This is a genomic window from Streptomyces sp. NPDC032940, assembly GCF_040636935.1.
GTDB lineage: Bacteria > Actinomycetota > Actinomycetes > Streptomycetales > Streptomycetaceae > Streptomyces.
This window is the reverse complement of the sequence record NZ_JBEZVJ010000012.1, coordinates 179450-190741: the sequence shown is the minus strand read 5'-3', so window position 1 is coordinate 190741 and position 11292 is coordinate 179450. Positions and strand designations below refer to the sequence as shown.

General features: G+C 74.0%; 11 protein-coding genes and 1 pseudogene. 6 read left to right on the top strand and 6 right to left on the bottom strand.

Annotated features, from left to right (window positions below; genetic code table 11):
• Positions 1-407 (bottom strand): annotated as a pseudogene (locus AB0E77_RS17890) (hypothetical protein); the annotation flags it as partial.
• Between the two features lie 286 nt (positions 408-693).
• On the opposite strand from AB0E77_RS17890, the gene AB0E77_RS17885 reads away from it, so the two are divergent.
• Both AB0E77_RS17885 and AB0E77_RS17880 read left to right on the top strand, forming a co-directional pair.
• Positions 694-1677: a helix-turn-helix domain-containing protein gene (locus AB0E77_RS17885; RefSeq protein WP_361571347.1), complete on the top strand. Its 984-nt coding sequence runs from the start codon at positions 694-696 to the stop codon at positions 1675-1677.
• Between the two features lie 62 nt (positions 1678-1739).
• Positions 1740-2222: a DUF456 domain-containing protein gene (locus AB0E77_RS17880; protein WP_361571331.1), complete on the top strand. Its 483-nt coding sequence runs from the start codon at positions 1740-1742 to the stop codon at positions 2220-2222.
• Here AB0E77_RS17880 and AB0E77_RS17875 read toward each other — a convergent pair.
• Genes AB0E77_RS17875 through rsgA form a run of 3 tightly spaced genes read right to left on the bottom strand, consistent with a single transcriptional unit; the run spans position 2219 to position 5319 of the window.
• Complete coding sequence (locus AB0E77_RS17875) at positions 2219-2719, bottom strand: methylated-DNA--[protein]-cysteine S-methyltransferase (RefSeq protein WP_361571328.1); 501 nt, start codon at positions 2717-2719, stop codon at positions 2219-2221. The two genes, AB0E77_RS17880 and AB0E77_RS17875, sit on opposite strands and share 4 nt — an antisense overlap.
• Positions 2716-4185: an AlkA N-terminal domain-containing protein gene (locus tag AB0E77_RS17870; protein ID WP_361571325.1), complete on the bottom strand. Its 1470-nt coding sequence runs from the start codon at positions 4183-4185 to the stop codon at positions 2716-2718. Before AB0E77_RS17870 ends, AB0E77_RS17875 begins: the two co-directional genes overlap by 4 nt.
• A gap of 21 nt (positions 4186-4206) precedes the next feature.
• Positions 4207-5319: a ribosome small subunit-dependent GTPase A gene (rsgA, locus tag AB0E77_RS17865; RefSeq protein WP_361571323.1), complete on the bottom strand. Its 1113-nt coding sequence runs from the start codon at positions 5317-5319 to the stop codon at positions 4207-4209.
• A gap of 296 nt (positions 5320-5615) precedes the next feature.
• Here rsgA and AB0E77_RS17860 point away from each other — a divergent pair, with 296 nt between their 5' ends.
• Entirely contained in the window at positions 5616-6524 is a 909-nt protein-coding gene (locus tag AB0E77_RS17860) for an alpha/beta hydrolase (protein ID WP_361571321.1), read from the top strand.
• A 63-nt stretch (positions 6525-6587) separates the two neighbouring features.
• A complete protein-coding gene (locus AB0E77_RS17855; protein WP_361571315.1) occupies positions 6588-7361 on the top strand; it encodes a glycosyltransferase family 2 protein in 774 nt (257 codons plus the stop codon).
• Positions 7362-7467: 106 nt separating this feature from the next.
• Here the strand turns inward: AB0E77_RS17855 and AB0E77_RS17850 are convergent, their stop codons facing one another.
• Positions 7468-8787, bottom strand: coding sequence for a radical SAM protein (locus AB0E77_RS17850; protein WP_361571312.1), 1320 nt, complete (start codon positions 8785-8787; stop codon positions 7468-7470).
• A 108-nt stretch (positions 8788-8895) separates the two neighbouring features.
• Here AB0E77_RS17850 and AB0E77_RS17845 point away from each other — a divergent pair, with 108 nt between their 5' ends.
• Positions 8896-10152, top strand: coding sequence for an FAD-binding protein (locus AB0E77_RS17845; protein ID WP_361571309.1), 1257 nt, complete (start codon positions 8896-8898; stop codon positions 10150-10152).
• 9 nt (positions 10153-10161) lie between these two features.
• Here AB0E77_RS17845 and AB0E77_RS17840 read toward each other — a convergent pair whose 3' ends face one another.
• Positions 10162-10611, bottom strand: coding sequence for a nitroreductase/quinone reductase family protein (locus AB0E77_RS17840; RefSeq protein ID WP_361571307.1), 450 nt, complete (start codon positions 10609-10611; stop codon positions 10162-10164).
• Positions 10612-10715: 104 nt separating this feature from the next.
• Between AB0E77_RS17840 and AB0E77_RS17835 the strand changes: the two genes are divergently transcribed.
• Complete coding sequence (locus tag AB0E77_RS17835) at positions 10716-11288, top strand: TetR-like C-terminal domain-containing protein (protein WP_361571304.1); 573 nt, start codon at positions 10716-10718, stop codon at positions 11286-11288.
• The last annotated feature ends 4 nt before the right edge of the window (positions 11289-11292 follow it).

The following is an 11292-nucleotide window of genomic DNA, read 5'->3' as shown; positions in this document are numbered from 1 at the left end:
GGTGGTTCCGTGCGGGCCCGGGGCCCGGTCCCGTCGGCCCGCCCGGTCCCGCGGGACGGGAAGGTCACCGGGCCGCCGGGCCCGCCGGACGGCGGCTCAAGGGGGGCACGCGGCGCCCCGCCCGGCCGGGGCGCGTCGCCGGTGCGCGGGCCGGGGACGTCCTCACGGGCGCCTCGTTGTTCCGGAAAGGGCGGCGGCTCCGGGGCCGCCCACCACGGGGGCCGCTCGTCGGGCGGCCGGTCGGCCGGGGGGTCGTCCGGGCGGCCCACCGTGCCCGCCGCCGAGGCGAACCGGTCGTCCAGGGAATCGGGCGCGGCCGTGGGGCCGGTGTCGTCGGTGGAGTCGTCGTACAGCTGTCCCCACCAGTCGTCCTCGGGACCGGTGGGCCTTCCCCCCTGCTGGCTCATGTTCCTGATTGTCCACCGCGGGGCCCGGATGAAAACGGGGCATCCGGAAAATCCGCCGGGCCGTCGCCCGCCGGAGCGTGTGTTCGAGTGACGGTGTCGAACGGTGGTGCGGACGGGGTGGCCGGGCGGTTCCACCCCCCACGGGAGAACCACCCGGCGACGCCACCTTGGCAGAGTGACCGACGGTACGGCGATGATGTGCCGAGGCGGGTTTGTGCCGTGGCTGTTTTCCGCCACGCGCGGGCACGGCAGAATGCTGATGATCTTCGGGGAGGGGCGGCGCCTGATGCTGGGAGTGCTGGGGCTGGAGGACACGCACGAGGCGGCCTACCGGGCGCTCGTGTCCGTGGGTGCGGCCGATGTGCCCGATCTGGCGCGGCGGCTGGCGCTCGGCGAGCAGGACACGGAGCGGGCGCTGCGGCGGCTGGAACAGAACGGTCTGGCGGCCCAGTCCTCGGCCCGCCCCGGCCGCTGGGTGGCCGCACCGCCGGGGGTGGCGCTGGGCGCGCTGCTCACCCAGCAGCGGCACGAGCTGGAGAAGGCCGAGCTGGCGGCGGCGCTGCTGGCCGAGGAGTACCGGGCGTCGGCGGGCGAGCCCGCGGTGCACGACCTGGTGGAGGTGGTGATCGGCGCGGCGGCGGTGGCGCGCCGCTTCCTCCAGCTCCAGCTGGGCGCCGCCGAGGAGGTGTGCGCGCTGGTCACCGGCAACCCGGTCGCCGTGACCGGCATGGAGAACGACGCGGAGGAGCAGGCCGCCGAACGCGGGGTCCGCTACCGCGTGGTGGTCGAGCGGTCGGTGCTGGACATGCCGACCGGGATCACCGAGCTGACCGCCGCGCTGGGCCGCGACGAGCAGGTGCGGGTGGTGGACCGGGTGCCGACCAAGCTGGTCATCGCCGACCGGTCGCTGGCCCTGGTGCCGCTCACCGCGCACTCGGCGGAGCCGGCCGCGCTGGTCGTGCACGCCAGTGGGCTGCTGGAGCTGCTGTCGGGCCTGTTCGACGCGGTGTGGCGCGAGGCGCTCCCGCTGCGGCTCGGCGCGTCGGGGGTGACGGAGCAGGAACCGGACGGTCCCGACGGCACGGACCTGGAGATACTCTCCCTGCTGCTGGCCGGCCTGACGGACGCGAGCGTCGCCAAACAGCTCGACCTGGGGCTGCGGACGGTGCAGCGCCGGGTCAAGCGGCTGATGGAGCTGACCGGGGTGACGACCCGGCTCCAGCTGGGCTGGCACGCGTACGAGCGGGACTGGGTGTCCCGCAACCACTGAGGTACCGCACGCGGCGCTCCGGGAGATCTGCGGACCGCCCGCTCCTCCTGCACCCTGGACAGATGGGAGCGTGGGACCTCCTGCTGTCCGGCCTGGTCGTCCTGCTCGGGCTGTTCGGTGTGCTGCTGCCCGGCATGCCGGGGTCCTGGCTGGTGTGGGCCGGCGTGCTGTGGTGGTCGCTGAAGGATCCGCAGCCCGTCTCGTGGTTCGTCCTGGTGGGCTCGACGGCCGTGCTGCTGGTGTCCCGGGCGGTGCGCTGGACGCTGCCGCCCCGGTCACCGCGCTCGGACGAGGTCACCCACCGCATGACGGCGTACGCGGGCGCCGGGGCGTGCCTCGGCTTCGTGCTGATCCCGGTGATCGGGGCGGTCCCGGGCTTCATGGGCGGCATCTACCTGGCCGAACGCCTCCGTCTCGGCCGGCACGGCGAGGCGATGGCGTCCCTGCGGACGGCGATGCGCTCGGGCGGCGCGAGCGTGCTGACGGAGCTGTTCGCCTGCCTGCTGGTGACCGGCGCGTGGCTCGGCGCGGTGCTGGCCGGTTAGAGCCGCACGCCCTCCAGGGCGAGCAGCCGGGTCTTGCGTTCCAGGCCGCCCGCGTAGCCGGTCAGAGTGCCGTCGGAGCCGATCACGCGGTGGCAGGGACGCAGGATCAGCAGCGGGTTGGCGCCGATCGCGCCGCCGACGGCGCGCACCGCGGGGCGGGAGGCGCCGATGCGCGCGGCGATCGCGCCGTACGTCGTGGTCACCCCGTAGGGCACGGCGTCCAGGGCGGCCCACACGCGCTCGCGGAAGGCGGTGCCCTCGGCGCGCAGCGGCAGCCGGAACTGCGACAGCTCCCCGGCGAAGTAGGCGGCGAGCTGCGCCTCGGCCTCCCGGAAGGGTCCGGGGTCGTGCCGCCAGCCGTCCTGGACGCTGCGGCCGCCCTTCTGCCCGGGCACGGACAGGGAGGTGAGCGCACCGTCCGGGGCCGCGGTGAGCAGCAGCGTGCCCACGGGGCTGTCGAGCTCGGTCCAGTAGGTGGCGGTGGTCGTGGCGGTCATCGGTCTTGCTCCCACTCTCCTGCTGCGCGCAGGTGGTTCACAGCGTACGAGCGCCAGGGGCGCCAGGTGTCGGGCACGTCGGTGCCGGGCGGGCCGACGTCGGGGTCGCCGAGGGCGCGGGTGCGCACGACGGCGGCGGTACGGGCGTCCATGCCCGGCAGGGCGAGCAGCGCCCGCTCGGCGTCGTCCCGGTCGGCGCCGGGGTCGAGGCGTACGGTGCCGTCGGCGAGGGCGGCGGCGAGGGCACCGGCGGTGCCGTGCGGCTCGGCCCCGGCGAGGACGGCCGGTTCGGGGAAGAGGTGGGTCAGGGTGCCGCAGGGGGCGTCGAGCGCCTTGCCGTACCGCCGGACCAGCCGCTCGGCCTCCGCGCGCCCCACGACGGCACGGACGGCGAGTTCGCCGGGGTCGGCGGCGCCCGGTGAGCGCAGCCCGGGGCGGGCGGCGACCAGCGGGGCGAGGCGGGTGTCGGCGCCGAGCCGCTCGTCGACGGCGTACGGGTCGGCGTCGAGGTCGAACAGGCGCCGCAGCCTTTGCACGGCCGTGGTCAGGTCGCGCAGGTCGGTGAGGTGCAGACGGGCGTCGAGCCAGCCACCGCTGCCGGTCCTGGGCCGGCCCGGCCGTTCCTCGACGGCGGCGATCCCGGTGCCGTACGGCAGGCGCAGGGTGCGCCGGTGGACGCGGCGGCCGGGCGGTCCGCTCACCTCCTCGATCCCGGCGACCGCCTCCCGCTGGAGCAGGTCGAAGACGGGTCCGGCCCGGTAGGGGCCGCGGTGGGCGAGCCGCAGCGGGATGCCGGCGGAGGGGGTGGCCGCCCGGGAGGCCCGTTCGCGGGCCGGGGCGGCGGCGCGGACGCCGCTCGGGGTGGCCGCGTACACGGCCTTGATCGTGTCGTTGAACTGCCGGACGCTGGCGAACCCGGACGCGAAGGCGATCTCGGTGACCGGCAGGCCGGTGGTCTGCAGCAGGACACGTGCGGTGTGCGCCCGCTGGGCGCGGGCGAGGGCCACGGGCCCGGCGCCGAGCTCGGCGGTGAGCTGGCGCTGCACCTGGCGGGCGCTGTAGCCGAGCCGGCCGGCGAGTCCGGTGACGCCCTCACGGTCGACGACGCCGTCACCGATGAGCCGCATGGCCCGGCCGACGACGTCGGCGCGGACGTTCCAGTCGGCCGAGCCGGGCACGGCGTCCGGGCGGCACCGCCGGCAGGCCCGGAAGCCCGAGCCCTGCGCGGCGGCGGCCGTCGGGAAGAAGCGCACGTTGTGCCGCTTGGGCGTGACCGCCGGGCAGCTGGGCCGGCAGTAGATGCCGGTGGTCTCGACGGCGAAGAAGAACACCCCGTCGAACCGGGCGTCCCGGCTGCGGACGGCCTCGTACCGGCTGTCCTCGCGCTCGGCGGTCTGCGTCACGTTCTCGTTCACGTCCTCCAGTCTCCGCCGGCCCGCAGGACCGGGCTGGCGGTAATCGGACATGACGCTGAGGGCGGCCGACGGCTACCGCACGCGCCCGCGCTTGGCCTCCATCGCCGCCTTGCCCATGGCACCCCGGCGCTTCCACTCCTTGCGGATCTCGGCGCGCAGCCGGGCGTCGGTCTTGGCGACGATGCGCTGGTTCTCCCGCATCAGCTTGCGGTAGCTCTCCAGCCGCCGCTCGGGCAGTTCCCCGCCGTCGATGGCGGCGAGGACGGCGCAGCCGGGCTCGCTCTCGTGGGCGCAGTCGTGGAACCGGCACCGCCGCGCCAGTTCCTCGATCTCGGCGAACACCTGGCCGACCCCGTTGCCGGCGTCCCACAGCCCGACGCCGCGCAGCCCCGGAGTGTCGATCAGCACACCCCCGCAGGGCAGGGCGAGGAGGTTGCGGGTGGTGGTGGTGTGACGGCCCTTGCCGTCGACGTCGCGGATGGCCTGGACGCCCATGACGTCCTCGCCGAGCAGCGCGTTGGCGAGCGTGGACTTGCCGGCACCGGACTGTCCGAGCAGCACCGCCGTACCGCCGCAGACGACGGCGGCGAGGACGTCCAGCCCCTCCCCCTGCTCGGCGCTGACGGACAGTACCGGCACACCGGGCGCGGTCGTCTCCACGTCCTGGACGAGGTACGCCCGGGTCTCCGGGTCGGGCACCAGGTCGGCCTTGGTGAGGACGACCACGGGCTGCGCCCCGGACTCCCAGGCGAGCGCGAGGAACCGTTCGATCCGGGCGAGGTCGAGCTCGGCGGCCAGCGACACGGCGACGATGGCGTGATCGACGTTGGCCGCGAGGATCTGTCCCTCGGACCGCTTGGAGGAGGTGGACCGCACGAAGGCGGTACGGCGCGGCAGATACGTGCGTACGTAGCGCGGGTTGCCGTCCGGTTCGACGGCGACCCAGTCGCCGGTGCACACGACGCGCAGCGGGTCGTGCGGGGTGACGAACGCGGTGTCGGCCCGCAGCACGCCGCCGGCGGTGACGACGTCGCACTGCCCGCGGTCGACGCGGACGACCCGGCCGGGCAGCAGCCCTTCGGCGGCGTAGGGGGAGAACTCCGACTCCCACCCGGCGTCCCAGCCGTAAGCGGCCAGCGACGACGCGGTGGAGCTCTGGAGAGAAGAGAGGGAAGAGGAGGACAAGGGGTGACCCTTCACATGGGTGGCCCCGGCGCCGCGCACTCGGACGCGGAAGAAGTGGGTGGGATCAGCCGGCGGCCACGGAGGTGGACGTGATGACGAACTTCCGGATACGGGCAACACCCGTCGCGACGACAGCCATCGGTCGACACCTCCCAGGTCACATGCGGCGAACAGCGGTGGCGGCACGGCCACCGGAACGGACCCGACCCTAGCGGCCCCGCCCGAGGCGCACCAGCGATTTACCGCCGCCCGCGCGGGAGCGATGAATTCGGGCGGCCGACCGGGTCCACCCTGGCATGACACGCATCAGCACTGTCGATGTCCACGGGGCCACCTTGAGCGTCGAGTCGTTCGGCGACGAGGACGCACCGCTCGTCCTGCTCGTGGGCGGGACGACGATGCTCTCCTGGCCCGACGCCCTGTGCGAGCGCCTCGCCGCCGGCGGACGCCGTGCGGTGCGCTACGACCTGCGCGACAGCGGGGGGTCGACGACCGTGGACCCGGAGAACCCCGGCTACACCCTGCGTACTCTCGCCGCCGACGCGGCGGGCCTCGCCGCCGTGCTCGGCGGGGGCCGGCCCGCGCACCTCGCGGGGATCGGTGTCGGCGGGATGGTCGCCCAGGTGGCCGTGCTCGACCGTCCCGAGGCGTTCGGGGCGCTCACCCTGGCCGGCACCCGCGCGGTCGCCCCCGGCCCGCCCGACGACGACCTGCCCGACCACGACCCGGCGGCGATGAGCGCGCTGTTCGCGCGTCCGATGCCCGACTGGGCGGACCGCGCGGCGGTCGCGGAGTACGCCGCCGGCGGCGCGGAGATCCTCGGCGACGACCCCGCCGCCGCCCGCGCGAGGGCCGCCCGCGTCTGGGACCGCACGCCCGGCACCGCGCCCCCGGTCCACCTGGCCAACCAGCTCGGCATGGTGTTCTCCCGGCTCGACTGCACGCCCCGCTGGCGCGAGCGGCTGCCCGGGATCGCGATTCCCACGCTCGTCGTCCACGGCCGCCACGACCGGTTCTTCCCGGTCGGCAACGGCGAGGCGCTCGCCCGCGAGATCCCCGGAGCACGGCTGCTCGTCCTGGACGACGCCGCGACGGCGCTTCCCGCCGCGGCGGCCGAGGAGGTCGCGGAGGCGATGCTCACGCTCGGCCGACGGCCGCTGCGGGTGACGGGAGGCAGTACCCCGGGGCGGCCGGGGTCCCGGTGACGCCGTCCTCGGCCACGATGTTTCAATGGACCGTCGTTCCCGGTCCGGCGAGGAGGAACCCCCGTGCCCCTGGTGTCCGTGGTGATGCCCGTGTACAACTCGGCAGCCACTCTCGGCGCGGCCGTCCGGTCGGTGCTCACACAGACGCACGCCGACCTGGAACTGCTGGTCACCGACGACCGCTCCACCGACGGGTCCATGGACCTGCTCCGTGAGTTCGCCGAGCAGGACGAGCGGGTCCTGCCCGAGTCGGCGCCCGAACAGGGCGGTGCCGGACGGGCCCGCAACCTCGCGATCCGGCGGGCCCGCGGGGACTACGTCGCGTTCCTCGACAGCGACGACATGTGGCTTCCGGAGAAGACCGAGAAGCAGCTCGCCTTCGCCGCGGAGGCCTCCGCACCGCTGACGTTCACCTCGTACTACAAGATGGACGCCGATCACGCCGGCGAGAGCACCGACTGGGTCCCGAACGGCCGGGTGATCCGTGCGCGGGAGCACGTGGACTACCGCGCGATGCTGGTCCGCGACCACATCGGCGCCCTCACCGCCATGTACGACCGCAAGGTCCTCGGCACGAGGCTGATGCCGGAGATGCGCAAGCGCCAGGACTACGCCCTGTGGCTGTCGATCATGCGGGACGGCGCCGACGCCCGGGGTCTGGCCGAGCCGCTCGCGGTGTACCGGGCCCACCAGGCGGGGTCGCTGTCCTCCAACAAGCTGTCGCTCGTGCGGTACAACTGGTCCCTCTACCGCGAGCACGAGCATCTGTCGGTGCCCCGGGCGACGCGGGCCCTGACCGGCGCCGTGTGGCAGTCGGTGCGCAACTCGCGCGTCTAGGGGCTGTCTGACCATTCCCGTCTGCCCCGGCGGGCGGCAGACGCCGCGCGCCCCGGCGGGCGATGACGCGCGGACCGTGCGCGCCATCGCTCACCGTACCGTCGGCTCAGACCTCCACGGGCGTGTCCGCCGGCAGGCTGTCCATGAAGGAGCTGACCGAGAAGACCGCGTTGCCGGCGCCGGGCGGGCCGTAGCCGGGGGGCGAGGAGAGGCCGAAGTCCTCCATGGTCTGGCGGTAGGCCTGGAGCAGGCGGATGTGGTACTCCAGCGGCGCGCCCTGCGGGTTGGCCTTGCCGAGGGGGGTGGTGGGCTCGGGGCACCAGGTGGTGAAGCGGGGCGTGATGCCGTGCGACATGAAGAAGCGCAGGCCCTCGGTGGTGGACGCGATGGCCTCGTCGACCGTCTTGAAGCCGAAGGGCTCGGCCATCTCGACGCCGGCGACGAAGTTCGGGATGACGTTGCGCGCGCCGAAGACCTCGGTCGAGTCCAGGATGCGCTTGTGCCACTCGTCGCGGCCGACGTACCGCTCCTTGCCGGGGCAGTACATCTTGAAGAGGTACTCGTCCCACACCTCGAAGTTGGGGTGGTAGATCTGCACGCCGTAGTCCTTGAAGCGCTGGACGTCCGGCTTGGGCAGGGCCTGGGCGACGACCTTGCCGATCCAGCGGCCCGGGAAGTGCTCCTCGATGGCCTTGGCGTACCGGCCGTAGAAGTCGGCCTCGTCCAGCCCCTGGACCTTCGACGTGATCGCGCCGCCGGTGAGCGTGTACGCGGTGGAGATCTTGGCGGTGTCGTACTTGTCGATGATCTCCAGCGCCTCGAGGACCTCGTCGACGTCCTTCACGCCCGTGTACGGCCGTCCCGCCGCCTTGTGCTGGCGCCAGTTGTGGTTGATGTCGCAGTACTGGCACTCCTCCTTGGCGCCGAAGTACTGGCAGACGCGGAACGCGGTCAGGTAGATCAGGTAGCCCCACTGGATGGTCGGGGCCACCTCCATGACCGACTTCCCGTTGGAGAGCTTGTGCCGGTAGTACTCCGGCATCGGCGGCACGCCGACGTCGGAGATCCGCCTGCCGTCCAGGTAGAGGCCGAGCTGATTGTGCTCGTCGGCGGCGACACGGTACGGCGAGGACGGGTTCACGCGCACGGAGACGACGGTGCGGCGCAGGTCGTAGGGGCCGCCGGTGAGGATGATCTCCTCGGGCGGGCGGCGCAGCGCGGCCTCGCCCAGCTCGGGCAGGGTGCCGTGGTCGAAGGAGAAGATGAAGTACGACTTCGGCTTGACCTCGCCGTCCTCGTTGTCGCTCAGCGCGGAGGGGTCGAAGGCCACGCCGCCCCGCAGGAGGTCCTCCTTGAAGACGGCCTCGCGCGGCACGTGCGGGAACCGCTCCATCAGATCCTCGACCAGCGCGGTGCGGCTGTCCATCGAAGTGTCTCCTCCCGGTTCGGACGTACGACTCCTCACGGTATGCCCCCGCCGGTGCGGCTTCCCGGCCGGGGCCCCTTCCAGGCGCGCCGGGTAGGTTTCCGCGGTATGAGCGACATCACGGTGACCAACTGGGCCGGCAACGTCACGTACACGGCCAAGGAGCTGCTGCGGCCGCACTCCCTGGACGCGCTGCGAGCCCTGGTGGCGGACAGCACGAGGGTGCGGGTGCTGGGCAGCGGGCACTCCTTCAACGAGATCGCCGAGCCGGGCCCCGAGGGCGTCCTGCTGTCGCTGGCCTCGCTGCCCTCCGAGGTGGACGTCGACACGACGGCCCGTACGGTGCGGGCCGGTGGCGGGGTGCGGTACGCGGAGCTGGCCCGGGCGGTGCACGCGCGGGGGCTGGCGCTGCCGAACATGGCGTCGTTGCCGCACATCTCGGTCGCCGGGTCCGTGGCGACCGGCACGCACGGCTCCGGGGTGGGCAACGGTTCGCTCGCGTCCGTCGTACGCGAGGTGGAGCTGGTCACCGCCGACGGCTCGACGGTGACCGTCGCGCGGGGCGAGGAGCGGTTCGGCGGGGCGGTGACCTCGCTCGGTGCGCTGGGCGTGGTGACCGCCCTCACCCTCGATCTGGAGCCGGCCTACGAGGTCGAGCAGCACGTCTTCACCGAGCTGCCGCTCGAGGGGCTGGACCCGGCGGCGTTCGAGACGGTGATGTCGGCGGCGTACAGCGTGAGTCTGTTCACCGACTGGCGGGATCCCGGCTTCCGTCAGGTGTGGCTCAAGCGGCGCACCGACCAGCCGCTCCCCCGCTTCCCGTACGCCGCCCCGGCCACCGAGAAGATGCACCCGGTGCCGGGCATGCCCGCGGTCAACTGCACCGAGCAGTCCGGGGTGCCGGGCCCCTGGCACGAGCGGCTGCCGCACTTCCGGGCCGAGTTCACGCCGAGCAGCGGCGCGGAGCTCCAGTCGGAGTACCTGATGCCGCGCGGGCACGCCGTCGACGCGTTGCGCGCGCTGGACGCGATACGGCGGACGCTCGCGCCGGTGCTGCAGACCTGTGAGGTGCGCACGGTCGCCGCCGACGAGCAGTGGCTGAGCCCCGCGTACGGGCGGGACACGGTGGCGGTGCACTTCACCTGGGTCGAGGACACCGCGGCGGTGCTGCCGGTGGTGCGGCGGGTGGAGGAGGCGCTGGACGCCTTCGACGCGCGCCCGCACTGGGGGAAGGTGTTCACGACCCCGGCGGCGGTGCTGCGCGAGCGCTGGCCGCGGCTCGGCGACTTCGGGGCGCTGGTGGAGTCGCTGGATCCGCGGGGCACGTTCACCAACGCGTTCGTGCGCGAGGTGCTGGCCGGCTGAGGCCGGCGGTCAGTCCCCTGAGCGGCGCAGCTCCACCAGCGGGATGACGCGGTCGGTCTGCTCCTGGTGCCGGGCGAAGAACGGCGCCTGTTCGAGCAGCAGCGGCCACAGCAGGGCGCGTCCGGGCGCGTCCAGGACGGTGGCGACGGCCTGCCAGGTGTCCGGGCCGAGCTCGACGGTGACCTCGGGGTGGGCCACGACGTTGTGGAACCAGTCCGGGTGCCGCGGCGCCCCCGCGTTGGACGCGACGACCACCAGGCGGTCGCCCTGGAGGCGCCAGAAGCCCATCGGGGTGGTGCGCCGGGTGCCGGTGCGGGCCCCGGTGTGGGTGAGCAGGAGCATCCGGTCGGCGTGCATCATGTCGCCGATGCTCCCGGTGCCCCGCTGCGCGCGGAACCGCTCGACGACCTGGCGGTTGAACGCGTTGCGCTGCTCGGTGCTCATCGTCGACGGGTCCATGGCGGCAATCTGCCACAGCCTCCCCGTCCGCGCAGCACAGCGCGCGGCCTAGGATGCGGGCTGGACGTTCCGCGATACGAGCACACCCGCCGGAGAGGTGACCCATGGCCCGAGCCGGTCTCACGACCGAGCGCGTCGTCGCGGCCGCCGCCGACCTCGCCGACGAGGCGGGGTTCGAGAGCGTCACCGTCTCCGGGCTGGCCCGGCGCCTGGGCGTGAAGGACGCGAGCCTGTACACGCACGTCCGCGGCCTGCGCGATCTGCGGATGCGGATGGCGCTGCTGGCGGGCGGCGAGCTGATCGAGGAGATCGCCGACGCGGTCGCCGGACGGGCGGGCAAGGAGGCGCTGGCCGCCTTCGCCGGCGCCTATCGGGCGTACGCGCTGCGCCACCCCGGCCGGTACGCCGCGACCCAGATCCGGGTCGAGGCCCCCGTCGCCGCCGACTCCCCCGTGCTGCGCCGCACCGCGGAGATCACCTACGGAATGCTGCGCGCGTACGGCCTCGAAGAGCCCGATCTCACCGATGCCGTGCGCCTGTTGCGCAGCACCTTCCACGGGTACTGCGCCCTGGAGGCCGCCGGGGCCTTCGGTGCCCCGCGGGACGTGCAGGCGTCGTGGGACAGGGCCGTGGCCGCGCTGCACGTCGCGCTGGAGCACTGGCCGGCGGGCGGCTGACCCC